The organism is Streptomyces mobaraensis NBRC 13819 = DSM 40847, assembly GCF_017916255.1.
GTDB classification, from domain to species: Bacteria; Actinomycetota; Actinomycetes; order Streptomycetales; family Streptomycetaceae; genus Streptomyces; species Streptomyces mobaraensis.
The window spans coordinates 1334807-1359881 of the sequence record NZ_CP072827.1 but is presented as its reverse complement, the minus strand read 5'-3'; the positions used below and the strand labels follow the sequence as shown (position 1 = coordinate 1359881).

At 73.5% G+C, this 25075-nt stretch carries 22 protein-coding genes and 8 tRNA genes; 17 read left to right on the top strand and 13 right to left on the bottom strand.

What is annotated here, in order from left to right:
* Nucleotides 1–92: 92 nt before the first annotated feature.
* The 3 genes from J7W19_RS05285 (at nucleotide 93) to J7W19_RS33390 (ending at nucleotide 3807) form a co-directional block, all read left to right on the top strand.
* The gene (locus tag J7W19_RS05285; RefSeq protein WP_004942275.1) at nucleotides 93–917 is read left to right on the top strand and encodes a TrmH family RNA methyltransferase; all 825 of its coding nucleotides are present in this window, start codon (nucleotides 93–95) and stop codon (nucleotides 915–917) included.
* Nucleotides 918–1103: 186 nt separating this feature from the next.
* Nucleotides 1104–2126, top strand: coding sequence for a terpene synthase family protein (locus J7W19_RS05280; RefSeq protein WP_004942276.1), 1023 nt, complete (start codon nucleotides 1104–1106; stop codon nucleotides 2124–2126).
* A gap of 19 nt (nucleotides 2127–2145) precedes the next feature.
* The gene (locus J7W19_RS33390) at nucleotides 2146–3807 is read left to right on the top strand and encodes a nuclear transport factor 2 family protein (RefSeq protein WP_210455279.1); all 1662 of its coding nucleotides are present in this window, start codon (nucleotides 2146–2148) and stop codon (nucleotides 3805–3807) included.
* 124 nt (nucleotides 3808–3931) lie between these two features.
* Here the strand turns inward: J7W19_RS33390 and J7W19_RS05270 are convergent, their stop codons facing one another.
* Entirely contained in the window at nucleotides 3932–5215 is a 1284-nt protein-coding gene (locus J7W19_RS05270) for a protein kinase domain-containing protein (protein ID WP_004942282.1), read from the bottom strand.
* A gap of 637 nt (nucleotides 5216–5852) precedes the next feature.
* On the opposite strand from J7W19_RS05270, the gene J7W19_RS05265 reads away from it, so the two are divergent.
* Nucleotides 5853–6071 (top strand): hypothetical protein, encoded by a 219-nt coding sequence (locus J7W19_RS05265; RefSeq protein ID WP_004942284.1) that lies wholly within the window; start codon nucleotides 5853–5855, stop codon nucleotides 6069–6071.
* A 192-nt stretch (nucleotides 6072–6263) separates the two neighbouring features.
* Here the strand turns inward: J7W19_RS05265 and J7W19_RS05260 are convergent.
* From J7W19_RS05260 to J7W19_RS05235, 6 genes are all read right to left on the bottom strand, one after another.
* Nucleotides 6264–6338: transfer RNA gene (locus tag J7W19_RS05260), tRNA-Val, on the bottom strand.
* A gap of 20 nt (nucleotides 6339–6358) precedes the next feature.
* Nucleotides 6359–6433, bottom strand: a tRNA-Val gene (locus J7W19_RS05255).
* Between the two features lie 17 nt (nucleotides 6434–6450).
* Nucleotides 6451–6522: transfer RNA gene (locus J7W19_RS05250), tRNA-Val, on the bottom strand.
* Between the two features lie 20 nt (nucleotides 6523–6542).
* A tRNA-Val gene (locus J7W19_RS05245) sits at nucleotides 6543–6617 on the bottom strand.
* A 1-nt stretch (nucleotide 6618) separates the two neighbouring features.
* Nucleotides 6619–6692: transfer RNA gene (locus J7W19_RS05240), tRNA-Cys, on the bottom strand.
* A gap of 33 nt (nucleotides 6693–6725) precedes the next feature.
* Nucleotides 6726–6798, bottom strand: a tRNA-Gly gene (locus tag J7W19_RS05235).
* Nucleotides 6799–6970: 172 nt separating this feature from the next.
* On the opposite strand from J7W19_RS05235, the gene J7W19_RS05230 reads away from it, so the two are divergent.
* From J7W19_RS05230 to J7W19_RS05220, 3 genes are all read left to right on the top strand, one after another.
* On the top strand, nucleotides 6971–8053 hold the full coding sequence (locus J7W19_RS05230; protein ID WP_040888959.1) for a chorismate-binding protein: 1083 nt from the start codon (nucleotides 6971–6973) through the stop codon (nucleotides 8051–8053).
* Nucleotides 8050–8871 carry an aminotransferase class IV gene (locus J7W19_RS05225; RefSeq protein ID WP_004942288.1) on the top strand — a complete coding sequence of 274 codons (822 nt, stop codon included), beginning with the start codon at nucleotides 8050–8052 and terminating at the stop codon, nucleotides 8869–8871. The genes J7W19_RS05230 and J7W19_RS05225 overlap by 4 nt, the downstream gene beginning before the upstream one ends.
* A gap of 61 nt (nucleotides 8872–8932) precedes the next feature.
* Complete coding sequence (locus J7W19_RS05220; RefSeq protein WP_004942290.1) at nucleotides 8933–9751, top strand: GNAT family N-acetyltransferase; 819 nt, start codon at nucleotides 8933–8935, stop codon at nucleotides 9749–9751.
* Nucleotides 9752–9782: 31 nt separating this feature from the next.
* On the opposite strand, the gene J7W19_RS05215 is transcribed toward J7W19_RS05220, so the two are convergent.
* Nucleotides 9783–10301, bottom strand: a complete 519-nt coding sequence (locus J7W19_RS05215; RefSeq protein ID WP_004942293.1) for a DsbA family protein — start codon at nucleotides 10299–10301, stop codon at nucleotides 9783–9785.
* A gap of 180 nt (nucleotides 10302–10481) precedes the next feature.
* On the opposite strand from J7W19_RS05215, the gene J7W19_RS05210 reads away from it, so the two are divergent.
* Nucleotides 10482–10910, top strand: coding sequence for a hypothetical protein (locus tag J7W19_RS05210; RefSeq protein WP_004942295.1), 429 nt, complete (start codon nucleotides 10482–10484; stop codon nucleotides 10908–10910).
* Between the two features lie 59 nt (nucleotides 10911–10969).
* A complete protein-coding gene (locus J7W19_RS05205) occupies nucleotides 10970–11167 on the top strand; it encodes a hypothetical protein (protein ID WP_004942298.1) in 198 nt (65 codons plus the stop codon).
* Between the two features lie 16 nt (nucleotides 11168–11183).
* On the opposite strand, the gene J7W19_RS05200 is transcribed toward J7W19_RS05205, so the two are convergent.
* Complete coding sequence (locus J7W19_RS05200; RefSeq protein ID WP_004942299.1) at nucleotides 11184–11753, bottom strand: CGNR zinc finger domain-containing protein; 570 nt, start codon at nucleotides 11751–11753, stop codon at nucleotides 11184–11186.
* Nucleotides 11754–11987: 234 nt separating this feature from the next.
* Complete coding sequence (locus J7W19_RS05195) at nucleotides 11988–12401, bottom strand: SsgA family sporulation/cell division regulator (RefSeq protein ID WP_004942301.1); 414 nt, start codon at nucleotides 12399–12401, stop codon at nucleotides 11988–11990.
* A 289-nt stretch (nucleotides 12402–12690) separates the two neighbouring features.
* Between J7W19_RS05195 and J7W19_RS05190 the strand changes: the two genes are divergently transcribed.
* Nucleotides 12691–12762: transfer RNA gene (locus tag J7W19_RS05190), tRNA-Val, on the top strand.
* A 346-nt stretch (nucleotides 12763–13108) separates the two neighbouring features.
* Nucleotides 13109–13180, top strand: a tRNA-Val gene (locus tag J7W19_RS05185).
* Nucleotides 13181–13222: 42 nt separating this feature from the next.
* Here J7W19_RS05185 and J7W19_RS05180 read toward each other — a convergent pair.
* Nucleotides 13223–13948 carry an exonuclease domain-containing protein gene (locus J7W19_RS05180; protein ID WP_004942303.1) on the bottom strand — a complete coding sequence of 242 codons (726 nt, stop codon included), beginning with the start codon at nucleotides 13946–13948 and terminating at the stop codon, nucleotides 13223–13225.
* Nucleotides 13949–14114: 166 nt separating this feature from the next.
* Between J7W19_RS05180 and J7W19_RS05175 the strand changes: the two genes are divergently transcribed.
* The 6 genes from J7W19_RS05175 (at nucleotide 14115) to J7W19_RS05150 (ending at nucleotide 20733) form a co-directional block, all read left to right on the top strand.
* Nucleotides 14115–14717: a DUF4365 domain-containing protein gene (locus J7W19_RS05175; protein WP_004942305.1), complete on the top strand. Its 603-nt coding sequence runs from the start codon at nucleotides 14115–14117 to the stop codon at nucleotides 14715–14717.
* The gene (locus J7W19_RS05170) at nucleotides 14717–15892 is read left to right on the top strand and encodes a hypothetical protein (RefSeq protein ID WP_004942307.1); all 1176 of its coding nucleotides are present in this window, start codon (nucleotides 14717–14719) and stop codon (nucleotides 15890–15892) included. The genes J7W19_RS05175 and J7W19_RS05170 overlap by 1 nt, the downstream gene beginning before the upstream one ends.
* An 82-nt stretch (nucleotides 15893–15974) precedes the next feature.
* Nucleotides 15975–17954, top strand: coding sequence for a threonine--tRNA ligase (thrS, locus tag J7W19_RS05165; protein ID WP_004942310.1), 1980 nt, complete (start codon nucleotides 15975–15977; stop codon nucleotides 17952–17954).
* Nucleotides 17955–18022: 68 nt separating this feature from the next.
* Nucleotides 18023–18583: an HIT family protein gene (locus J7W19_RS05160; RefSeq protein ID WP_004942312.1), complete on the top strand. Its 561-nt coding sequence runs from the start codon at nucleotides 18023–18025 to the stop codon at nucleotides 18581–18583.
* Nucleotides 18584–18679: 96 nt separating this feature from the next.
* Nucleotides 18680–19477 (top strand): polysaccharide deacetylase family protein, encoded by a 798-nt coding sequence (locus J7W19_RS05155; RefSeq protein WP_004942314.1) that lies wholly within the window; start codon nucleotides 18680–18682, stop codon nucleotides 19475–19477.
* Nucleotides 19477–20733: a YncE family protein gene (locus tag J7W19_RS05150; RefSeq protein ID WP_193582035.1), complete on the top strand. Its 1257-nt coding sequence runs from the start codon at nucleotides 19477–19479 to the stop codon at nucleotides 20731–20733. Before J7W19_RS05155 ends, J7W19_RS05150 begins: the two co-directional genes overlap by 1 nt.
* Before the next feature lie 16 nt (nucleotides 20734–20749).
* Here the strand turns inward: J7W19_RS05150 and J7W19_RS05145 are convergent, their stop codons facing one another.
* Together J7W19_RS05145 and J7W19_RS05140 are read right to left on the bottom strand one after the other, a co-directional pair.
* Nucleotides 20750–22399, bottom strand: coding sequence for a hypothetical protein (locus J7W19_RS05145; RefSeq protein WP_004942317.1), 1650 nt, complete (start codon nucleotides 22397–22399; stop codon nucleotides 20750–20752).
* Between the two features lie 183 nt (nucleotides 22400–22582).
* Nucleotides 22583–24796 (bottom strand): elongation factor G-like protein EF-G2, encoded by a 2214-nt coding sequence (locus tag J7W19_RS05140; RefSeq protein ID WP_004942320.1) that lies wholly within the window; start codon nucleotides 24794–24796, stop codon nucleotides 22583–22585.
* Nucleotides 24797–25075: the final 279 nt, after the last annotated feature.

Genomic DNA, 25075 nt, shown 5'->3' with positions numbered 1-25075 from the left:
TCCCCGCCGGCGCGACTTCCGGCTGAGGACGCGACTGCCGACCGAGCACAAGCCCCCGGACCCCCGTACGCACCACGAGACACGTGAGCCCCATGACGCAGTCCCCCCAGGTCATCACCATCGACGACCCCGACGACCCCCGGCTCCACGACTACACCGGCCTGACCGACGTCGAGCTGCGCCGCCGGCGCGAGCCCGCCGAGGGCCTGTTCATCGCGGAGGGGGAGAAGGTCATCCGCCGGGCGGTGGACGCGGGTTACGGCATGCGTTCCATGCTGCTCTCCGCCAAGTGGGTGGACGCCATGCGCGACGTCATGGAGGACGTCCCCGCACCCGTCTACGTCGTGGAGCCGGAGCTCGCGGAGCGGGTGACCGGCTACCACGTGCACCGCGGCGCCCTCGCCTCCATGCGGCGCAAGCCGCTGCCCGACGCCGCCGGCCTGCTGGCCACGGCCCGCCGGGTCGCCGTCATGGAGGCGGTCAACGACCACACCAACATCGGCGCCATCTTCCGCAGCGCCGCCGCCCTGGGCATGGACGCCGTCCTGCTCTCCCCGGACTGCGCGGACCCGCTGTACCGACGGTCCGTCAAGGTGTCCATGGGCGCGGTCTTCTCCGTCCCCTGGGCCCGGCTGGAGAACTGGCCGCGCGACCTGGAGACGGTCCGGGCGGCGGGCTTCCGGGTGCTGGCCCTCACCCCCGACGCGCAGGCCACCGCCATGGACGCCGCGGCCCCGCACTGCCTGGAACGGGTCGCCCTCATGCTCGGCGCCGAGGGCAGCGGCCTGTCCGCCAAGGCCCTGCGAGCGGCCGACGAGTGGGTGCGCATCCCGATGGCGCACGGCGTCGACTCGCTCAACGTCGGTGCGGCGGCGGCCGTCGCCTTCTACGCCGTGACGGCGGGGACGCCGGCGTAGGACGGCCGGCACCCCGGCCGGAGGCCGGCGCGGCGAATCGTTTCCGCACCGGCCTCCCCCGGGTACAGCCCGAAGCGGAGCGTCGCGACACCGCTCGGTCCCATACGGAGAGTCCCGCACGGAGAGTCCCGCACGGAGAGTGCCGTCCGGAGAGGCCGTACGGCAGCACCGACCACGGGAGGGCTCATGCCCGTCGACGCCAGGATCCGCTTCCCCGCCGGCTTCCGCTTCGCCGTCAGCCCGCACGAGGAGGAAGCGCGGGAAGGCAACCGCGCCTGGGCCAGGGCCCACCGGATGGCCGACGGCCCCGAGGCCACCGCCCTGTACGACTCCTGGGACCTGGCCCGGGTCTCCGCCTGCATGTACCCGTACGCCACCGCCCCCGGCCTGCGGCTCGTCACGGACCACATGGGCTTCTGGTACCCCTTCGACGACCAGTTCGACAGCCCGCTCGGCCTCGACCCGGCCGCCACCGCCCGCGCCTGCGAAGAGCTGATCGCCGTCGTCCACCACGGCACCACCGGCCCCCGGCCCTCCGCCGCCGCCCGCGCCTTCGCGGACATCTGGCGGCGCGCCGCCGACGGCATGCCGCCGGCCTGGCGGGCCCGCGCCGCCCACGACTGGGAGTACTACTTCGCCTCCTACGCCCAGGAATCGGCCGCCCGCCTGGCCGGCACGGTCCCCGACTTCCCCACGTTCCTGCGGCTGCGGCTCGGCGTCAGCGCCATGAGCGTGGTCTGCGACCTCGTCGAACGGATCGACGGCTACGAGGTCCCGGCCGTCGCCTTCCACAGCCTGCCGCTGATCGAACTGCGGCGGCTCACCGAGGAGCTGCCCTGCCTCGCCAACGACGTCTACACCCTCGACCGCGAGGAGCCGCGCGGCGACGTCGTCAACCTCGTCCTCGTCCTGGAGCGGGACGGCCACCGCCCGCGCGCCGCCGCGATCGACACCGCCTACGCGCTCGTCAACGACCGGCTGCGCCGCTTCGACGCCCTCCGGCGCGGCGTCCCCGCCCTCGCCCGCACCCTGGGCCTGGACGCCCGACGGCGCGCCGCCGTCGAACGGTACGCCCGCGACCTGGAGTTCCTCGTCTCCGGATACATGGCGTGGGGCGCCGACACCCGCCGCCACTTCCCCGAGACCGTCGTCCCCCCCCCGGACCGCCCGGGCTACCCGGAGAACCTGCTGCTGCCCACCACACCCTGAAGCCGGCGGAGGGCCCACCATGGCACCCCAGCACTCCACCGGCGGCCTGACCGTCCGGGAGAGCGACGCGGACCTGCGCCGCGCGGGCCTGACCCGCGATCCGGAACCCTGGGAGGACGGCCTCCGCGAGACCCCGCGGCCGGGCACCTTCGAATGGTGGTACTTCGACGCCGAGTGCGACGACGGCAGCCGGGCCGTCGTCGTCTTCGAGACCAAGGCCCTCGACGCCGCCGCCGGTCCGCTGGCGCCCCGGCTGTCGCTGACCGTCCGCACCCCCGACGGGCACGTCCACGCCGGCCGCACCCGCCACGACCCGGCCTCCTTCCGCGCCGCGCGTGACCACTGCGACGTCACCCTCGGCCCGTACCGCGCGCACGGCGACCTCGCCCGGTACCGGATACGCGCCGGAACGCCGTCGGCCGCCGCGGACCTCACGCTCACCTCGACCGCCCCGCCCTCCCGCGTCGGCACCGGAACCGTCACCCAGGCCGACGACCCGGGCCGCTACCTCGGCTGGCTGGTGGCGGTGCCCCGGGACGAGGTGGAGGGCCGGCTCGCGGTACCCGGCCGGACCTGGCGGGTGCGCGGGACCGGCTACCACGACAAGAACTGGGGCACCCTGGACTTCGGCGCCGTGCTCCGCGAATGGCACTGGGCCCGGCTGCACGCCGGCCCGTTCACCCTCGCCTGCGCCGAACTGCGCGCCAGGCCCGGCCACGGCGGCGGCCGCACCCCGCTGCTCGTCCTCACCCGGGACACCGAACGCCTCGCCGCCACGGCGGCGGGGGTCACCTTCACCCCCCCCCGCCCCGACCACGCGGTAATCCGCTGGCGGGACCGGGCCGTCGCCCTCCTGGGCACCCCGACGACCCTCGGACCGCCCCGCGAGCCCGGCCCCCGCCCGTACCACCGCTTCACGGCCCCGGCCACACTCACCCTCACCACGCCCCACGGCCCCACCACGACCACCGACGGCACCGCCCTCGCCGAACACGCCACGTTCCCCACGCCACCGAAGCGGCGCCCTGAGGAGCCCGCCGCTCCCACACCCTCCGGGCGCACGGGCGCCCCACCGGGGGAGGCGAGTACGGCCGCCGCCCGCTCGGCCCGGGCCTGGCCCGCCGCTCCTGCTCCCGCCGGACGCCCCGGCGCCTCACCGGAGGAGGCGAGCACGACGAACGCCCGTACCGCCGCCGCCCGCCCGACTCGGGCCTGGCCCGCCGCTCCCACACCTTCCGGGCGCACGGGCGCCCCACCGGGGGAGGCGAGTACGGCCGCCGCCCGCCTGGCCCGGGCCTGGTCCGTATCCGACTCCGCCGCTTTCGGGGCGCTGTTCGCGCCGGACGCCGCCTACACCGACGTCGCCGCCGGGCGCACCCACCGGGGACGCGCCGCGATCACGACATGGCACCGGGACACACGCGTCGCCATCCCGGACCTCAGGGCCGAGGTCGAGGACGGCTTCGCCACCGACGACGGGAGGGCCTGCGCGACGCTCCTCTGGACCGGAACTCCCGCTGCTGGCGCGCCCGGACCGCCGTTCCGCGTCCGCGTGGCGACCGTGCTCACGCTCGCCGCGGACGGGTCGATCACCCGTTGCGCCGACTACTACGACCTGCTCGGCCTCACCGGCCAGGGGTACGCGATCGTCCCCCGGCGATCTCCGGAGCCCCGGGGGTGACGGCGGCACGGCCGCGAGAAGGACCCCTGCCCGTCAACGGCGGACGGCCCGGGCCGACGACGGCAGGGCACTCGGACGGGGGCACTCAGGCAGGGCACTCAGACGGGGGCGCCCAAGCGGGCGCTCAGCCCCACCCGCGCCCCGAACCAACCGCACCGCAGGAATCCGCCGCCACCGCGACCGCACACGCCCGCTCCCGCGCTCCCGACCCGGAGGACTTCTTCGGCCCGTCGCACCCCTGCGCCGCCGCGATGCCCAGCGCCACCAGCAGCGTCACGACCACGAAGACGATCAGCCGCTGCCGCAGCAGCCGGGGGTCCCGGCCGGTCCTGCGACCCGCCCCGGGGCGGGCTCCCGGGCGGGCGCCGTCGCGCGGCCGGCCCGCGGGCCGGGCGGCCGGCCGGTCGGGGCGGGGCTGCCGCAGCGGCCGGGTGGCCGGCGGGCGGGCGGGGGAGGAGCCGCCCTGCGCGGCGGCGGCCGGGCGGGGCTCCGTGGACTGGTGCGCGTGGTCCGCGACCCGCCGGTCCGAGGGCCGCTCGGGTTCGCGGCGCGACGGCACCCGACGGCCGTCCGGCAGCCCGTGCGCCTCGCGCGCGGCGATCTCCTTCAGCCGCAACGACAGCTGGAGCGTGCTCGGCCGCTCCTCCGGGTCCTTCGCCAGGCAGGCGAGGATCAGCGGCGCCAGCGCGTCCGGCACCCCCATCAGCTGTGGCTCCTCGTGCACCACCCGGTACAGCATGACCTCCGAACTGCCCTGCCCGAAGGGGGAGTCCGCGGTCGAGGCGTACGCCAGGGTGGCGCCCAGCGCGAAGACGTCCGTCGCCGGTGTCACCGTCGCGCCCCGGACCTGCTCCGGCGCCAGGAAGCCCGGCGAGCCGACCGCCGTGCCGACGTGCGTCAGGGTGCTCGCCCCGGTCGCCCAGGCGATGCCGAAGTCGATGATCCGCGGGCCCTTGGGGGAGAGCAGGATGTTCGACGGTTTCAGGTCCCGGTGGACCACCCCGGCGTCGTGCACCGCGAGCAGCCCCTCGGCCAACGCGGCCCCGATGGACGCCGTCTGAGCCGCCGACAGGGGGCCTTCCTCGGTCACCTTGTCGTGCAGCGAGGGCCCGGGCACGTACTGCGTCGCGAACCACGGCCGCTCGGCGTCCAGATCGGCGGCCACCAGCCGCGCCGTACAGCCGCCGCGGATGCGCCGCGCGGCGGACACCTCGCGCGCGAAGCGCGAGCGGAACTCCTGGTCCTCGGCGAGATCCGGCCGGATCACCTTCAAGGCCACCCGCTGGCCGCGCTTGTCCGAGCCGAGGTACACCACGCCCATGCCGCCCGCGCCCAGCCGGCGGTGAAGCCGGAACGAGCCGACGACACGCGGGTCCTCGCGCCGGAGCCGCATCATCGTCATCTTCATCCCCGCTGCCGGTCCGTCTGACGAGCCACAGCTTACGGATTGACGGGCGGCCGTGCTGAGAGGCCGCGCATGCGTCGGCGATCGGATGCCCGCTTCCGTCGGGCACCCGCGCCCGCCAGCTCCCCGGCGCCCGCCCCGCGCCCGTCCGCCGGCCGCCGACCGTCAAGCCCCCGAAACCACCCGGGGTTTGACGGGCCGACGGCCCGCGCCCGGCCGACGGAAGCCCCTGGGCCGCCCGTCGCTCGAACACCTGACACACCGTCGGTCCGGGCCGCTCCGGACGCCGCGGCCGAGGGGAGCGGCATGTGTGGCAGATCACTACGCCGTGATCCCCCCGGGGGAGAACCCGGACGACCACCCCGGGGCGACCCCGACGAACCGCTCCTGTGTTCTCCACCCAGGGGAGTACCGACCCGGCCCTTCCCTCCTCCTCGCGAAGGCGGTGCAAGGGGTACGAGGGCATGACGCCCGGCCCCCTCCCGGCGGCCTAGTGTGGAACTCGAGCGGCGGGCGCAACACTCGTCCCCCGAGGTCGGAACGCCCGCCGCTGTCACTATTCGGCACGCCCGGCGACCCGCGCACAGCGGGACCGCGCCGGGCGGGGGCGGGTCCGACGGGACCGGGAGGGAGGGGCGCCGTGGCCCAGGCGGTACGACGCGCGGTCCGCGCGTCAGGGCGGGCGGACGTCCACCGGAGCCTCCCCGACCTCCCCGGCGGCCGCCCCGCCGACAACCGGCACCCTCTGGTCGCACTGGCCATGGTGCTGCCCTGCGCGGCTGTCCTGGCCGTCGCCTTCGGCGGCTGGGATGCCGTCGTCACTCAAGCGTCGTCCGTGGCCGGCATGCTGGGGCGCTGAGCGCCCGGCTCCCGGAAGAGCGGTCCGGGTCGGGGACGGGTCGGCCATAACCCCGTGGGGACGGGGGTGCGGCGGACGGCATGACGGGCCGGGCACCTGGGGAGGTGCCCGGCCCGTCCTCTGTTCGACACCACTGTGACGTGCGAAAACGGCCGGAGGCCGGAGCTCGAAGCCCCGGCCTCCGGCCGATCATGGTGCGCGATACTGGGATTGAACCAGTGACCTCTTCCGTGTCAGGGAAGCGCTCTCCCGCTGAGCTAATCGCGCGGGAAGGTCCGTGAAGACCTTGGTGGACGATACTGGGATTGAACCAGTGACCTCTTCCGTGTCAGGGAAGCGCTCTCCCGCTGAGCTAATCGTCCGGGAGGGTTGTGCCGCGTGCGCGATACTGGGATTGAACCAGTGACCTCTTCCGTGTCAGGGAAGCGCTCTCCCGCTGAGCTAATCGCGCGGGAAGGTCCGCGAGGACCTTGGTGGACGATACTGGGATTGAACCAGTGACCTCTTCCGTGTCAGGGAAGCGCTCTCCCGCTGAGCTAATCGTCCTTGGAGGTGGAGACGGGATTTGAACCCGTGTAGACGGCTTTGCAGGCCGTTGCCTCGCCTCTCGGCCACTCCACCAGGAGTGCGGGGGTCGGGAAGATCCCCCACTCGAGCGGACAACGAGACTCGAACTCGCGACATCCACCTTGGCAAGGTGGTGCTCTACCAACTGAGCTATGTCCGCACACATCCTCCGGACCATGATCCGGAAGCTGCCCCGCCGTTTCGCTTCCGCGTCCCGGCGACGTGTTGAACTCTAGCGGATTCCCGCGCCAGCTCAAATTCCGTTTCCGCAGCGTGCTGCCCTCTTCCTTCACCCGGCTCAGCGCCGGGGACCGGCCCATAGACTCGATGACGTGCATGACCTCCCTCCGATGGCCCGCTTCGGCGGCCTCCTCGCCACCGATCTGCGCGACGTCACCAGCGACCCCGAGGCCCTCGACTCCCGGGGCTGGTGGGCCGTGGTCGCGGGCTTCGAGGGGAGCGTGCGGTGCGCCCGCTTCGGCGACGTGCGCCCCGCGCCCCTCCCCGCCCCCGGGCGCTGGCGCGGCCCCGCGCCCGAGGCGTGGACCAGCTCCCTGGACCGGGACGCCTACACCGCGGGCGTCCGGCGGATCCGCGAGCACATAGCCGCGGGCGAGGTCTACCAGGCCAACCTCTGCCGCGTCCTCAGCGCGCCGCTGCCCGACCCGGACGACGCCGACGTCGACGCCCTCGCCGCCCACCTCGCGGCCGGCAATCCGGCCCCGTACGCCGGCACCGTCCGCCTCCCCGCGCACGGCACCGAGGTGGTCACCGCCTCGCCCGAGCTCTATCTGCGCCGCACCGGCCGGGTCCTGGAGTCCGGACCGATCAAGGGCACCGGCCGCACCGCCGCCGACCTGCTCGACAAGGACCACGCCGAGAACGTGATGATCGTCGACCTGGTCCGCAACGACCTGGGCCGCGTCTGCGCCACCGGATCCGTGACCGTCCCCGCGCTCTGCGCCGTCGAACAGCACCCCGGCCTCGTCCACCTCGTCTCCACCGTCCGCGGCGAACTCGCCGCGGACGCCGGCTGGACGGACCTGCTCGCCGCCACCTTCCCGCCCGGCTCCGTCACCGGCGCGCCCAAGGCCAGCGCCCTGGAGATCATCGAACGCCTGGAACAGGGCCCGCGCGGCCCCTACTGCGGCGGCATCGGCTGGGTCGACGCCGACCGGGGCACCGGCGAGCTGGCCGTCGGCATCCGCACGTTCTGGATCGACCGCACCGCCCCCGGCGGCCCCGCTCTCCGCTTCGGCACCGGCGCGGGCATCACCTGGGGCTCCGACCCCGAGGGCGAATGGGCCGAGACCGAACTCAAGGCGGCCCGGCTGCTCGCGATAGCGTCGGGCACCCACAGCCCGAGCACGAACACTCCGAGCACGCACAGTCCGACCGCCGGGAGGCAACGGTGACCGTCTGGCTCAACGGGAAGCTCGTCGACGAGGACGCCGCCCGCGTCTCGGTGTTCGACCACGGCCTCACGGTCGGCGACGGCGTCTTCGAGACCCTCAAGGTCGTCGACGGCCGTCCCTTCGCCCTCACCCGCCACCTCGCCCGGCTCGCCGCCTCCGCCCGCGGCCTGGGCCTCCCCGCACCCGACCCCGACGAGGCCCGGCGCGCCTGCGCGGCCGTCCTCGACGCCCACCCCCTCGCCCTCGGCCGCCTCCGCGTCACCCTCACCGGCGGCCTCTCCCCGCTCGGCTCCGACCGCGCGGCCGCCGACACCACCCTCCTCGTCGCCGCCGCGCCCATCGAGCCCCGCCCCACGGCCACCGCCGCCGTCACCGTCCCCTGGACCCGCAACGAACGCGGCGCGCTCACCGGCCTCAAGTCCACCTCGTACGCCGAGAACGTCGTCGCCCTCGCCCGTGCCAAGGAACAGGGCGCCACCGAGGCCCTCCTCGCCAACACCTCCGGCGCGCTCTGCGAGGGCACCGCCTCCAACGTCTTCGTCGTCCTCGACGGCGAACTCCACACCCCGCCCCTCGCCTCCGGCTGCCTCCCCGGCATCACCCGCGCCCTCGTCCTCGAATGGACCGGCGCCCACGAGACCGACCTGGCCATGGACGTCCTCGACCGCGCCGACGAGATCTTCCTGACCTCCAGCCTGCGCGACGTCCAGGCGCTCCACACCCTCGACGGCCGCCGACTCCCGGGCGCCCCGGGCCCGGTGACCACCGACGTCATGCGGACCTTCGCCGAGCGCTCGGCCGCGGACATCGACCCCTGACCCGGGCACGGCCGGGGAAAACCCGGCGACATCCGCCCCGGCGCATGGGTAGAACACCGGCATGACCACCACCCTGCGCCCCAAGGCCCCCGAACAGCGCGCCGCCGACGGCCACCGCCGCCGCGGCTACGAGATCTGCGTCAACGGCAGGCCCGTCGGCGACGCCGAGCTGGCCACCCAGCCCCGCTTCGGCCCGCGGGCCGGCTCCATAGAGCGGCTCTTCGTCCGGGAGGGCGAACGCCGCCGGGGCCGCGGAACGGTCGCCGCCCTCGCGGCCGAAGAGGTGCTGCGCGGCTGGGGCTGCCACTGGGTGGGCGTCGAGGTCCCCGCCGGGGACACGGCCACCCTCGGCCTGGTGACCGCCCTCGGCTACACCGAGCGCAGCCGGAACATGGCCAAACCCCTCACCGCGCCGCCCGCCCTGCCCGCAGGGAGCGAGGCCCGCCCCATGGACGACGACCGGTTCCCGGCCTGGCTCGCCGAGGAGAAGGCGGGCTACGTCGAGTCGCTGACCGAACGCGGCGTGCCCCGGGCCGAGGCGGAGGCCAAGTGCGACGCCGACCACGCGGCCCTGCTGCCGCGCGGCACCGCCACCCCCGGCGTCGCCCTGCGCGTCCTCGCCCACGAGGGCGTCGACGTCGGGACCCTCTGGCTGAGCGCCAACGACGGCATGGGCTACGTCTTCGACGTCAAGGTGGCACCGGAACACCGCGGCAAGGGACACGGCCGCACCCTGATGCTCGTCGCCGAACGCGAGGCCCTCGCCCTGGGGCACGACCGCATCGGCCTCAACGTCTTCGCCGGCAACACCTCGGCCCTGCGGCTCTACGAGTCCCTGGGCTACGCGACCACGAACCTGTACTTCCACAAGACGCTGTGAGGCGCGGAGCGCGCCTCACAGCCCGCGTCGGCTAGCCGGCCAGCAAGCGGTCCGCGATCTCCTCGATCCGCTCCCGCAGCCCCTCCTGGCTCTTCCCGCCGTCCAGCCGCTCACCGTCGATGACGTACGTCGGGGTGCCCGTCACCCCGATCGCCTTGCCCTCGGCCTGGTCGGCGTCGACGATCAGCAGGTGCCGGCCGTCGATCAGCGCGGTGTCCACCTCCTCGGCGTCCACTCCCAGGCCGGCCGCCACCTCGATCAGCACGGCCTCGCCGCGCTCGCCCAGCTCCCCGGCGCGCGCCAGCACGGCCTCCGCGAACTCCCAGCCCCGGCCCTGCTCGGCGGCCTCCTCGGCGGCCTGCGCGGCCGCGTAGGCGTGCCGGTGCTTCTCCAGCGGGAAGTGCCGCAGCCGGATGTCCAGCCGGTCGCCGTAGCGGGCCCGCAGCGCCCGCAGGTCCTCCAGGGCGGCGTGGCAGTCGGTGCACTGGAGGTCGCACCAGACGTCGAGAACGGCGGGCGACGGGGCGGAAGGACTGTTGGTCTCGCTCATGCCCCCAGTCTCCCAGCCCGGGGGAATGCCCTGCCCCGAGCCGGCCCTGAGGAGGATTGACGGGGGCAGCCCCCAGGGGACGACCCGGAGTTCTCCCTGATCCCCGGCCCCCGTCGTGGCCTCCGGGCCGCCGCCCGGTGCAGGATGGACACAGAAGCCCACCATCGGCAGGAGGACCGGATGCTGACCTCGACCGTTTGCGCCGCGGTGTCCGCGGGCGGCCTGGGCATCGCCCTGCTGACGGCCTACCGCAAGCGCTTCCTCGCCGCGACCCGCATCGCGGCCTTCGCCCTGATCCCCATCGGCCTCGTCATGACCGGGATCATCGACTGGGTCACCGACCTGGTCTTCAAGCCGACCGTCTGGGCCGGTTTCGGCGTCCTCGCCCTCTCCGCCCTGCTCTTCCTGGTGAGCCGGGCCGCCGAGCGGCGCGGCTCCGGAGGCCACGACCTGCCCCCGGCCGGCCGCCCGGACACCCTGACGCCCGGTGCCCCCGCGATAGGCGCGCCCGCCGGCCGCCCGGAGGGGCGCTCCAAGACGAAGGGGCGGAAGGGTACCGGAGGGGAGTTCGACGACATCGAGGCAATCCTCAAAAAGCACGGGATCTGACGAACACCTCCACACGATCGGCCCGTTGACGGAACGCGCTGCGCCATGATCTGCCGGAGATGAACGACGAACCGGCCGAGATGACCGCGGAACTGACCGCAGACCTGTCCGACCTGAACGACCTCGACCTGAGCGACCTCGCCAAGGAACCGCGAGGCTGCCTCTTCGCCCTCTCCCAGCCGCCCCTGATGCTGTTCCTCGCCTTCGTGGCGACGCTGATCCTGGTGACCGCGGTCCACGACCTCTACCGGTGGTGAGCGGTGGACAGCCCGCTCAGTCGGCCGCGCCGCGCCGCCGGGCCCGGTACGCGGCCACATGCAGCCGATTCCCGCAGGTCCGGCCGTCGCAGTAGCGACGGGACCGGTTCCGCGAGAGGTCCACGAAGGCCCGCCCGCAGCCCGGCGCCCCACAGCGCCGCAGCCGCTCCCGCTCGCCCGCCACCAGGAGGAACGCCAGCGCCATCCCGCCGTCGGCCGCCAGATGCTCGGCGAGCGAGGCCCCCGGCGCGAAGTAGTGCACGTGCCAGTCGTAGCCGTCGTGATCGGTGAGCCGGGGCGTGGTGCCCGCCTCGGCGACCAGGGCGTTGAGCAGCTCGGCGGCCTCCGCCGTGCCCTCGGTGTCGAAAACCTGTGCGAAACGCTCCCTGAGTTCCCGCACGGCCCGCAGATCGCCCTCGTCCAGCTCTCCCACCCCGCTGATGTCGTGCCGCTCCACGAAGGCCCGCAGCGCGGCCACGTCGGGCAGTCCGTCGTCCCCGACGGCGGACGGCGCCCCGGCGGGGGAGCTGTTGAGGAGGTCGACGACGGCGTCGAGCGCGCACCCGGTGTCGTGGTTGATCAGCACGGTTGGTTCGCTCCCTGGCCCGGCCGGTGGGGCGGCAACTTGTTCGACGGTGGGCACCGACCTTACTGGCTCAGGGGGAAACGCCACACGGCCGCGCCGTCGGCCACGGTGGTTTCCGTGGCGGCGGCGCGGCCGTGCGGCCTGCTGCGCGAGGGACGTGTCAGCGGGACGGGACGCGCGCCGCCTCCCCGAGTGGGCGGCGCGCAGGGACCGGACCTCCTGGTGTGGACCCCCTCAGCTCTCCGCCAGGATGTGGGAGAGCTCGGTGTCCAGGTCGAAGTGCCGGTGCTCGGTACCGGGCGGGACGGCGGCGTCGGTCCGCTTCAGGAACGACTCCAGGGCTCGCGCCGGCGCTTCCAGCAGGGCCTCGCCCTCCGGAGAGCTGAGCGCGATGCACACGACGCCCTGACCGTGGCTGCGGGACGGCCAGACGCGGACGTCGCCGGTGCCGGTGGGCCGGTGCAGGCCCTCGGCGAGCAGGTCCCGGGCGAAGACCCACTCGACCGTTTCCTCGGCTCCGGTGTGGAAGGTGGCGTGTACGGCATACGGATCGGAAGTGTCGTACCGCAGACCTGCGGGTACAGGCAGTGACGATTCGCTCGACACAACGAGGCGCAGGTGCAGCTCACAGCTGACCGTGGTGTTCATAAGCGCCAGGGCCTTTCGCTCAGTGTGCGCTCGGGGATTCGCACGTCGGCGAAATCGACATGCCACCTACGGTGCCGTTGTAAACCCCTCTGACCGTTTTGGGGCTCTTCGGATACCTCGTACGGCCGACCCGCCGCGCTCCGCGTACGGCCGTTCCGGTGAGTTCCGTCAAGGGTGCGCCCCGCCCTCGTCATCACCCAGGGTGACGGGCCGCGACGGATCGCGTCCCGGGCGTCCCGGCGGCGGTTCTGGGCACCGCCTGACATGCGGTAATGTTTGCGGTGCGCCCGGGCGATTAGCTCAGCGGGAGAGCGCTTCGTTCACACCGAAGAGGTCACTGGTTCGATCCCAGTATCGCCCACATCCCACCCGTGGTCCGCGAGGCAAGCCCTCGTGGACCACGGGTGTTTTGTCGTGCCCCGGTCCCGCCCCTTCACCGTTTCCCGGGGGCTGCGCCCCCAGACCCCCCTCGTTGCGGCTTCGCCGCTCGTCCTCAAGCGCCGGACGGGCTGAATATTCAGCCCGTCCGGCGCTTGAGGACAACCGCGCGGAGCGCGGTTTCGGGGGCGCGGGGGCAGGCCCCCGCAAGAAACGGAGAAAGGGCGGGATCGGGGCGCCCCCTCCGGCCCCCCGGCCGGAATTTGATGGAGGGCCGCTCCGACCTGTATTGTTCAGTGCGTTCCCGGGGGCAACCCCGAGAAACTCCCGGGCGATTAGCTCAGCGGGAGAGCGCTTCGTTCACACCGAAGAGGTCACTGGTTCGATCCCAGTATCGCCCACACACCATGAGGCCGGTCCTTCGCCAGAAGGACCGGCCTTCGTCACGCTGCCGACGGCAACTCCGCCCGCACCGGCCACGCCGGATCGCACTGCTCGTCCGAGCCGTTCCGCGCGAACCACGCCTGGAGCCCGCGCGCCTGCGCCGCGTGCCACACCGCCTGCCGCGCGTGCAGCTCGGCCACGCTCAGCCGCTCCAGCCGCACCGCGAACCGCTGCCCTATCGCCCGCGCCACCGCCATCGCGGCCGTCGCGTCCGCCGCCGCGTCATGAGCGCCCGTCAGCTCCACCGCGTACTCCGCGCACAGGTCCGACAGTGTCCGGCGGCCCTTGCGGTAGCGGTCCAGGTGCTTGTCCAGCACCCAGGGGTCGAGGACGCAGAGCGGCGCCGTCCCCAGGTACGCCGCGAGCGACGCGGCGCGGTGCCGCCGCAACTCCCGGTCCAGCAGCGTCAGATCGAACGGCGCGTTCATCACCACCAGGGGCACGCCCGCCGCCGCCTGCTCGGCCAGGGCCCGGGCCACCTCCTCCATCACCGGCGCGGGCCACCGCCCGAACCGCTGGAGGTGCACGTCCGTCAGCCCGTGTATCGCCGTGGCGCCCTCCGGCACCGGGACGCCCGGATTGACCAGCCAACGGGTGACCGCCGGCGAGGCCCCCGCCCGTGACTGCACCACCAGGGCCGCGGACACGATGCGGTCGTGCTCGACGTCCACCCCGGTGGTCTCCGTGTCGAAGGCGGCGAGCGGCCCCTCGAACCAGCTCGGCATGTCACAACTCCTCGCGCTTGACCGGAATTTGGCGTGAATCCCCTCCCTCCGTCGAGTGATACCCGGTCTCCGTGCGGCCCGAACCGCCCTTGTTTGCGAAGGAGTTCGGGTGGAGACAACAGCGGTGTAGACACCGGCGGACGTGCTCCCGGAAGGTGTTTCGGACATGGCCCTCACCCGGCCCGAACCGGCCGTCCCGGCCGGCGGGCCACCCCGCGCCGACGGACGGCGCCCCCCGCACGGGCCCACCCCGCCCCGCCGCGGCACCCTCGCCACCACCGCCTGCATGGAGACGCTCCAGATCGGCCACCTGCACGCCGTGGCCGCGGCGGCCGGCTGCAGCCTCGCCCAGCCCTTCCCCGACCACGGCATCGACTGGCACGTCAGCCACACCGCCCCCGGGCACACCACCGATGACGAGGTCACCATCAAGGTGCAGCTCAAGGCCACCTACCAGGTGCCGCCCCGGCCGCCCGGCGCCACCTTCCCCTTCACGCTCGACAACGAGCACCTCGCCAAGCTCGCCCGCACCCCCGTGGCCGTCCACCGCATCCTCGTCGTCATGCTCGTCCCCCGCGCCAGGGACGACTGGGTCCACGCCGGCCCGGACCGGCTCGCCGTCCGGCACTGCTGCTACTGGGCCAACCTCGCCGGCCATCCGGTCACCGGCCGGCACAGAACCACCGTGCGGATCCCCACCGCACACGTCTTCGACGACCACGCCCTCTGCGAGATCATGACGCGCGTCGGGGCGGGAGGGAGACCCTGATGCGACCGCCGGCCGACGCACCACGCCCCGCCGAGCCCGCCGACCCCGCCGTTCTGGGCGCCCTGCTGGCCCGCCACGGCTGGCGGCGCCGCGGCGGAACCGCCGGACGCTACGGCCGCTGGACCCCGCCCCCGCCGAACGGCACCGGCGGCCCCAGCCTCCTCGTCCCCGAGGACCCCGCCCTCCCCGACACCGCCGACCTCCTCGCCGAGGCCCGCACCGCCCTGGAACGCAGCACCGACCCCACCGCCCGCCACATCCTCCTCGCCCTCACCACGCCCGGCGACGAGATCCGCTGCGTACGCCGGACCCCCGCACCCGACGCCGACTGGGCCGCCCAGGACCGGCTGCGCGCCGGCGTCCGCGCCCTGCTGACCGCCGGCGCACTCGCCGCCCGCGCGACCGCCGGCCACCACGGCGCCCGCCACCGCGGCACGGCCGAGGCCGCCCTCGGCGGACTGCTGCTCGGCCCCGGCGGCTCCGCGCGCGAACTGACCGTCCTCGCCCCGCTGGGCCCCGGGGCGACGTACGGCCGCCCGGCCGTGGCCGTCCTCCTCACCGCGCTGTACGCCGCCCGCGACGCCACCGACTACCAGCGCGCCACCGGACGTACCGACGCGTTCACCGCCGCCGTGCGGGCCGGAGTCTGCCGGGAGCTGACCGAGGCCCTCGTCGGTCTCGTCGCCGGTGCGGAGGGGATCCGCGTCCACCTCGCCTGGGCGCCCGCCGCCGGGCCGCCGCCCGGCCACGCCGCCCACCCCGAGCCGGTGGAGTTCTCCCCCGGGGACCTGCCGGCCCTGCGCGCCGCGAGCGCCCGCTACCTGTGCGACGAACCCGCCGTCCCCGTCCGCCTCACCGGCACCGTGGCGCACCTGTGGCGCGAATCCCCGGGCGGAGGCGGCAGCGTGCGGCTCCGGGTGCTCGCCGGGGCGGACGTCGGGGAAGTCCGCGCCGAACTCGGCGAGACGGACTACCGCGCCGCCGGCCACGCCCACCTCGCCGGCCGGCCGGTACGCCTCGACGGGCGCCTGGAGAGCGGCGGCGGCTTCCGCCGGCTCGCGGACGCCGGGGGAGTGCTGCCCCTGCCCGTGGACGACGCCGAACGGGAGCGGCTGCTGAAGGCCCTGCACACGGACCCGGACGGCTTCGGAGACCGGGACGGCGACGGCGTCTGACCGTTTAGCGGCCCGGGCGCCGGGCTCGGTACGATTCAGACGCGCAGCGTCCGCTGCCGTGTCCCAGAGTCAGGAGAGTCCGGTGTCAGACGTCCGTGTGATCATCCAACGCGATTCCGAGCGGGAAGAGCGCGTGGTGACGACGGGCACCACCGCGGCCGACCTCTTCGCCGGCGAGCGCACCATCGTCGCGGCGCGGGTGGCGGGTCAGCTGAAGGACCTGGCGTACGAGGTCGCGGACGGCGACGAGGTGGAGCCGGTCGAGATCTCGTCCCCGGACGGCCTCGACATCCTCCGCCATTCGACCGCGCACGTCATGGCCCAGGCCGTGCAGGAGCTCTTCCCCGAGGCCAAGCTGGGCATCGGCCCGCCGGTCAAGGACGGTTTCTACTACGACTTCGACGTCGAGAAGCCCTTCACCCCCGACGATCTCAAGCTCATCGAGAAGAAGATGCAGGAGATCCAGAAGCGGGGCCAGCGCTTCTCCCGCCGCGTCGTCACCGACGAGGCCGCCCGTGAGGAGCTGGCCGGCGAGCCGTACAAGCTGGAGCTGATCGGCCTCAAGGGCTCCGCCTCCCAGGAGGACGGCGCCAACGTCGAGGTGGGCGCCGGCGAGCTCACCATCTACGACAACCTTGACGCGAAGACCGGCGAGCTGTGCTGGAAGGACCTCTGCCGCGGTCCCCACCTGCCGACGACCCGCGTCATCCCGGCGTTCAAGCTGATGCGCAACGCCGCCGCGTACTGGCGCGGCAGCGAGCGGAACCCCATGCTCCAGCGCATCTACGGCACCGCGTGGCCGACGAAGGACGAGCTGAAGGCGCACATCGAGTTCCTGGCCGAGGCCGAGCGCCGCGACCACCGCAAGCTCGGCGCCGAGCTGGACCTGTTCTCCTTCCCCGACGAGCTGGGCCCCGGCCTCGCGGTGTTCCACCCCAAGGGCGGGGTCATCCGCAAGGAGATGGAGACCTACTCGCGCAAGGTGCACGAGGCCTCCGGCTACGAGTTCGTCAACACCCCGCACATCACGAAGGAACACCTCTTCGAGACCTCGGGCCACCTGCCGCACTACGCGGAGGGCATGTTCCCGCCCATCGAGTTCGATGGGCAGAACTACCGGCTGAAGGCCATGAACTGCCCGATGCACAACTTGATCTTCAAGTCGCGCGGGCGCTCGTACCGTGAGCTGCCCCTGCGGCTGTTCGAGTTCGGCACCGTCTACCGCTACGAGAAGTCCGGCGTCGTCCACGGTCTGACCCGCTCCCGCGGCTTCACCCAGGACGACTCGCACATCTACTGCACCAAGGAGCAGATGCCGGACGAGCTCGACACACTCCTCACCTTCGTGCTCGACCTGCTCCGTGACTACGGCCTGACCGACTTCGAGCTGGAGCTCTCGACCCGCGACCCCGAGTCGGACAAGTTCATCGGCACGGACGAGGAGTGGGAGGAGGCTACCGAGGCGCTGCGCCTGGCGGCCGAGAAGCAGGGCCTGCCGCTGGTGCCCGACCCGGGTGGCGCCGCGTTCTACGGCCCCAAGATCTCGGTGCAGGCGCGCGACGCGATCGGCCGGTCGTGGCAGATGTCGACGCTCCAGGTCGACTTCAACCAGCCTCGGCGGTTCGGCCTGGAGTACACGGCGGCGGACGGCTCGCGCCAGCAGCCGGTCATGATCCACCGGGCGCTCTTCGGAAGCATCGAGAGGTTCTTCGGCGTCCTGCTGGAGCACTACGCGGGCGCGTTCCCGGCGTGGCTGGCCCCGGTGCAGGCGGTCGGCATCCCGATCGGCGACGCGCACGTCGGGTACCTGGAGGAGTTCGCGGCCGAGGCCCGGAAGATGGGCCTGCGGGTCGAGGTGGACTCGTCCTCGGACCGCATGCAGAAGAAGATCCGCAATCACCAGAAGGCCAAGGTGCCGTTCATGATCATCGTCGGTGACGACGACATGAACGCGGGCACGGTGTCGTTCCGGTACCGGGACGGTTCGCAGGAGAACGGGATCGCCCGCGACGAGGCGATCGCGAAGCTCGTCGACGTCGTGGAGCGCCGCGTCCAGGTGTGACGCGCGCCGTCGTGTGACGAGGGGCGGCCCCCACAGGGCCGCCCCTCGCCGCTTCCCCGCCAAGGAATATGCTGCTCACCATGACGAGTGAGCCGGAGCAGCAGATCGGAGTCGGGTCCCCGGACGCCTTCCAGCGCCTGTGGACGCCCCACCGGATGGCCTACATCCAGGGGGAGAACAAGCCCACCGGGCCCGGTGCCGGCGACGGCTGCCCGTTCTGCTCCATTCCGGAGAAGTCGGACGAGGACGGGCTGATCATCGCCCGGGGCGAGCGCGTCTACGCGGTGCTCAACCTCTACCCGTACAACGGCGGGCACCTGATGGTCGTCCCGTTCCGGCACGTCGCCGACTATACGGAGCTCGACGCGGCGGAGACGGTCGAGCTGGCCGACTTCACCAAGCGGGCGATGCGGGCGCTGCGCGAGGCGTCCGGGGCGCACGGGTTCAACATCGGGATGAACCAGGGAGGCGTCGCGGGGGCGGGGATCGCCGCGCACCTGCACCAGCACGTCGTCCCCCGTTGGGGCGGGGACACCAATTTCCTGCCGGTCATCGGCCACACCAAGGTGCTGCCCCAACTCCTCGCGGACACGCGGAAGATGCTGGCCGACGCCTGGCCGGAGGCGTAGCGCTCGGGGCGTCGGCCGGGGCGGGGCCGGGGACACGCGCCGAACCCATGAGCCGAAAATCACCACAAAACCGGGCAAAAAAGCTCTAATGGTGCGGTGACCTTCCCGCACCGCCGTACCCTGCTGCGCGCAGCCGCGAGCGGTGTCCTCGCCGGACTGGCGGGGGCACCGCTCGTCGGCTGTGACGAGGAGCGGCGGCCCGCCGCCGGGGCGCGGGCGTCCGAACGGGCCGCGCCGTCCGGGCCGCCGGGGCCCGTCGCCCGTCCGCCCGCCCTGCCCCCGCTGCCGCCCGGGCTGCCCGCGCAGATCGAGAACGGGCCGCGTGACCGCCAGGCCGTCGCCCTCACGTTCCACGGCCGGGGTGACGCCGGGACGGCGACCGGCTGTCTGGCCGAGGCGGAACGGGCCGGGGCGCGGGTGACCGTGCTGGCGGTGGGGGACTGGCTGGACGCCCAGCCGCAGCTGGCCCGCCGGGTGCTGGACGGCGGCCACGAACTCGGCAACCACACCATGCGCCACCTGGACATCTGCTCGATGAGCGCCACGGCCGCGTACGCCGAGATCACCGAGTGCGCGGAGCGGCTGCGCCGGCTGACCGGCGGGGTCGGGCGCTGGTTCCGGCCGTCGAAGGCGCGGCTCGCCACGGAGCAGGTGGTGGCGCTGGCGCGCAAGGCGGGGTACCCGCACGTTCTGTCGTACGACGTCGACTCCCTCGACTTCACCGATCCGGGCGCGGCGGCCGTCGGGCGCGCCGTGCTGGACGGGGTGCGTCCGGGGTCGGTGGTGAGTCTGCACTTCGGGCACGCCGGCACGGTGGCCGCGCTGCCCGCGATCCTCGACGGCCTGCACCGCCGCGGTCTGCGTGCGGTGACGACTTCGGAGCTGCTGACCTGATGATCCAGTTCTCGCACGTCCGTCCCCGTCTCCGTCCTCTTCTCCGCCCCGGCGACCGTCCCCGTCCGCGCCGGCTGCCGCGCGGGCTCCGCAGGATCGCGGTGTTCGCCGCCGGCGGGGTGCTGCTGGCGGCGGCCGGCTGCGGCGGCGGCAGCAGCGACGAGGCCGCCGGGCGCCGTCCGCACCACGAGCAGCAGCGGCAGGGCGCGGCGCGGGGGGTGCCGCAGGGGCTGCCGGGGATGCCGCCGCTGCTGGACCCGCACGACGTGTATGCGGCGGACCGGCCGAACGCGCTGTCCCCGGTGGTGAAGGACTTCCCGTCCCGGGTGTACGTGCCGAACACGGAGTCGGACACGGTCAGCGTCATCGACCCCAAGACGTACAAGGTGATCGAGACGATTCCGGTGGGGTCGCAGCCGCAGCACGTGGTGCCGTCGTGGGACCTGAAGACGCTGTGGGTCAACAACGACCGGGGGCACACGCTGACGCCGATCGACCCGGCGACGGGCCGGGCGGGCAAGACCGTGCCGGTGCACGATCCGTACAACCTCTACTTCACGCCGGACGGCAAGTACGCGGTGGTGATGGCGTCGATGGACCGGGAGCTGGTGTTCCGGGACGCGCACACCATGAAGCGGAAGAAGACGGTCCCGGTGAGCTGCCTGGGTGTCAACCACGCGGACTTCTCGCCGGACGGGCGGTACTTCATCGTCTCCTGTGAGTTCTCGGGTGAGCTGCTGAAGGTCGACACGGAGAAGATGAAGGTCATCGGGCAGCAGAAGCTGCCGTTCGACGGGGCGATGCCGCAGGACGTGAAGATCGCCTCCGACGGGCGGACCTGGTACATCGCCGACATGATGGCCGACGGGCTGTGGGTGCTGGACGGGGACAAGTTCACCGAGCCGTGGCTGATGCCCACCGGGAAGGGGGCGCACGGCCTCTACGTCAGCCGGGACTCGAAGTCGATGTACATCTCGAACCGGGGCGAGGGCTCGATCTCGGTGCTCGACCTGAAGAGCCGCAAGCTGGTGCACAAGTGGGAGCTGCCCGACGGCGGCAGCCCGGACATGGGCGGGGTGTCGGCGGACGGCAAGGTGCTCTGGCTGTCCGGGCGTTACAACAGCGAGGTGTACGCGATCGACACCACGGACGGGCACCAGATTGCGCGCATCCCGGTGGGCGCGGGGCCGCACGGGCTCGCCGTCTACCCGCAGCCCGGGCGGTACTCGCTGGGGCACACCGGGATCTTCCGGTGAGCCCCGCCGCGTCGGACTACGCGTTGTAGACGTCGGCCTGACGGGGTGACAGGTCCTGGACGGCGCCGCTGAGGTTGCCCGCGCGGCTGCTGAAGCGCTCGGTGTTCACCCCGTGTTCGGCGAGGAAGCGCACGGCGGTCTCGTGCACCACGCGGAGCACGGGGGTGGCGGCCCGCAGGGCGTCGTCGGCCATGAAGCGGTGGCGCCAGGGCTTGTCGGCCCAGGCGTGCCGCAGGCCGAAGGGCTCGGGGAGGACGAGCTTGCCGCCCCAGTACTCCAGCAGCGGCGGGTACCAGGTGAGGGGGGCGCGGGCGGCCAGCCGCACCACCTCGCGGGCTTCGACGACGGGGAGCCGGCGCTCCCAGGTCTCCCAGAACTTGACGCCCTTGCGGAAGGTCTTGGTGCGGTTCTTCGGCTTCCCGTTGAAGACGGGGTGGATCGGGCCGAGGGCGTGACCGGTGACCTCGATGCGCAGCGTCTTGTGCAGGACCGTCACGTTGATGAGCAGGGTGATGACCAACTGGCCGTCCCAGAGGACGAACTGGACGCCGAGGTAGTGGCGGTCGCCGCTGCCGAAGTGCTGCTCGTTGCAGATCTTCTGGAGCGCGGCGCCCCTTATCTGGAAGGAGGCGTCCGCGTCGGCGGGCCGGGAGACGGCGCCGGCGCCCTCGCCGATGGGGCAGACCACCCAGTGCTCGACGAAGGGCGGGGTGAGGCCGCCGGTGTTGATGGGGGTGCGTTCGAGCAGGCGCAGCTGGTCGTGGACGGCGCGCATGATGTCCCAGCTGCGGAAGGGGCTGATCTCCTTGTCGGGGTCGGCGGGGGTCAGTTCCTCGGCGAGCTGCCAGCTGCCCCAGCGGGTACCCATGCCGAGTATGCCCTTGGGTCCGGCGTAGAAGACGACGTTGCTCTTCTGCTCGGCGGAGAGGCGCTCCAGGTTCTGTCGGAGCTGTTCGGCGGCGCTCTCGCCGGGGTTCTTCGGGACGGCCTCGGGGATCTTGGCGCCGATGCCGCCGCCGTCCAGCAGGCCGGTCCAGCGGCCGCGGAGGTCCTTGGCGGTGCGTTCGCAGATGGTCTTGGCCCAGGCCCAGCCGATGATGGGGGCTACCATCATGGCGCGGAGGTAGACGCCGAGGAAGCCGTCGAAAGGCAGCTTGACCATGAGGACGGCGCCGAGGACGGCGAGGACCAGCAGGAGCGCGGTGCCGAGGACACCGGCGCGCTTGTTCTGCGCGCCGGCGAGGGTGCGGCGGAGCTGGAAGACGCCGAGCCAGATGAGGACGCCGGGCAGGAAGAGCACGCCGAAGACCACCATGAGGACGGTCAGCCGGGCGTCGCGCTGTCTGCGGATGCGGCTGGCCGCGAGGCAGTGTTCGACGATGACCTGCGGTTCCATGCCGAAGGACTGGATGAGGGGCTTCCGGCCGCCGCCGAGCATCCGCTGCTGCACGGCGCGGGCGAACGCCTCGCCGAGGTTGGGCTCGAAGAGGGAGATGCGGGGCGGCTTGACGGAGGACGTGGCCCAGTCGGAGTTGGCCTTGAGGAGCTCCTCCATCGGGCCGTCGCGGTAGGCGGCGGAGGCGAGCGCCTGCGTCGCCGCGGTCTGCCCCGCCCCGCCCGAGATGGGGACTTGGGCGCCCGGGCTGAAGTCGAACCCGTCTGTCACTGATGCCCCCCAAGGCGCACGCCGCTGCTGCGACGGCCCGGACCGGTTGTCCGTCCGCGCCCGTCGCGGGTGCGGTGGACGCCGGAGGGCCGCGTGCCCAGCGTAACGGTGCGGACCGTCACCTGTCGCAGCACATGGGAAAGCCGCCCGCTCCGGAACGAGTTGGAGTGGGCGGCTTGTGAACTATGCGCCGTTCTGCTGTTGTTCGCGTACGCGGTCGGCGATCTGCGGCGGCATCGGCTCGTGCCGGGCGTACGAGCGGCTGAACCGCCCCGTCCCGTGCGACAGCGAACGCAGGTCCACCGCGTACCGGCCGATCTCCAGCTCGGGCACCTCCGCGCGGATCAGCGTCCGGCCGCCCGGCGACTGCTCGGTGCCCACCACCCGGCCGCGCCGCCCGGACAGGTCGCTCATGACCGGGCCCACGAACTCGTCGGCGACCAGCACCCGTACCTCGGCGACCGGCTCCAGCAGATGCACCCGGGCCGTGGCGGCGGCCTCGCGGAGGGCGAGGGCGCCGGCGGTCTGGAACGCCGCGTCGGACGAGTCCACCGAGTGCGCCTTGCCGTCGAGGAGGGTGACCCGGACGTCCACCAGCGGGCAGCCGGCCACGACGCCCTTCGCCGCCTGCGCCCGCACCCCCTTCTCCACGGAGGGGATGAACTGGCGCGGCACCGCGCCGCCGACCACCTTGTCCACGAACTCGATGCCGGAACCGCCCGGCAGCGGCTCCACCTCGATCTCGCAGATCGCGAACTGGCCGTGCCCGCCCGACTGCTTGACGTGCCGGCCGCGCCCGGCCGCCTTCCCGCCGAACGTCTCCCGCAGCTCCACCCGGTGCGGCACCACGTCGACCTGGACGCCGTACCGGGAACGCAGCCGCTCCAGGGCCACGTCCCGGTGCGCCTCGCCGAGGCACCAGAGGACGACCTGGTGGGTGTGCCGGTTGTGCTCCAGCCGCATCGTGGGGTCCTCGGCGACCAGCCGGGACAGGCCCTGGGACAGCTTGTCCTCGTCCGCCTTGCTGTGCGCCTGGATGGCCACCGGGAGCAGCGGGTCGGGCATCAGCCAGGGTTCCATGCGCAGCGGCCGGGCGGGGGAGGAGAGGGTGTCACCGGTCTCGGCCCGGGCCAGCTTGGCGACGCAGGCGATGTCGCCGGCGACGGCCTGGGGGAGCGGGCGCTGCTGCTTGCCGAACGGGGACGAGAGGGCGCCGACGCGTTCGTCCGCCTCGTGGTCCTCGTGCCCCCGGTCGGCGAGGCCGTGGCCGGAGACGTGCACGCTCTCGTCGGGGCGCAGGGTGCCCGAGAAGACGCGGACGAGCGAGATCCGGCCGACATAGGGGTCGGAGGCGGTCCTGATCACCTCGGCCGCGAGCGGACCGGCCGGGTCGCAGGTCAGCGCGGGCAGCGGGGTGCCGTCGAGCCCGGTGACCGCCGGGATCTCCCGCTCGGCCGGGGTGGGGAAGCCGCCGGTGACCAGCTCCAGCAGCTCCACCGTGCCCAGCCCCTGGCGGGCGCCGTCCACGGCGGGAGCGGCGGGCAGCACGGGGTGGAAGGAGCCGCGCGCCACCGCCCGTTCCAGATCCTCGATCAGGGTCTTGACGTCGATGTCCTCGCCGCCGAGATAGCGGTCCATGAGGGTCTCGTCCTCGCTCTCCGCGATGATCCCCTCGATGAGCCGGTTGCGGGCCTCCTCGAGCACCGGCAGCAGGTCCGGGCCGGGCTCGGCCTCGGTGCGCTCCCCGGCCGCGTAGTCGAAGACGCGGCGGGACAGCAGGCCGGTCAGGCCGGTGACGGGCCGGTGCCCGTCGGGGCCCTCGGGGCCGTGCACCGGGAGGTAGAGCGGCAGCACGCTCTCGGGGGAGTCGCCGCCGAAGGCGGCGCGGCAGGTCTCCGTCATGGCGTCGAAGTCCGCCCGCGCCGCCTCCAGATGCGTCACCACGATCGCGCGCGGCATGCCCACGGCCGCGCACTCCTCCCACAGGGCGCGGGTGGCGCCGGAGACGCCCTCGCCGCCCTCCGCCGCCGACACCACGAAGAGCGCGGCGTCGGCTGCCCGCAGCCCGGCCCGCAGCTCCCCGACGAAGTCGGCGTAGCCGGGGGTGTCCAGCAGGTTGATCCTGATGCCCGACCACTCCACCGGGACCACCGACAGCTGCACCGAGCGCTGCTGGCGGTGCTCGATCTCGTCGTAGTCGGAGAGGGCGGCGCCGTCCTCGACCCGGCCCGCGCGGGTGACCGCGCCGGTGGCCAGGGCCAATGCCTCCACGAGGGTCGTCTTGCCGGAACCGCTGTGGCCGACCAGCACCACGTTGCGCAGATCGCCGGGCCGGTCGGCCGCCGCTGCTCTGCCGGCGGCCCCGGGGTGACCGGTGTGGTTCGTCTTCTCGCCCATGTGCCTCGCCTTCCGGTTGACACCTTGCGATCCTTCGAGCTTTCCACCGTGGTCACGCTGCGTCCATACGTCGCACACGGTGGCGCGACCGCCCGCCCCGGCGCGCGCGGCCGCCGGCGCTCCCCGGGAGAGCGCGGCCATTCGGGTGGCGCGCCCCGGTCGCGGTGGGCGGCGGGGGCGGCGGCGGGGGCCGGGAGCGGCCGGGGCGGGGTGTGGGCGGCGGCGGAGTGATCCGTGCCATGGCCGAGGTGTCCGACGCGGGCGCGGCGGGCACCCGCG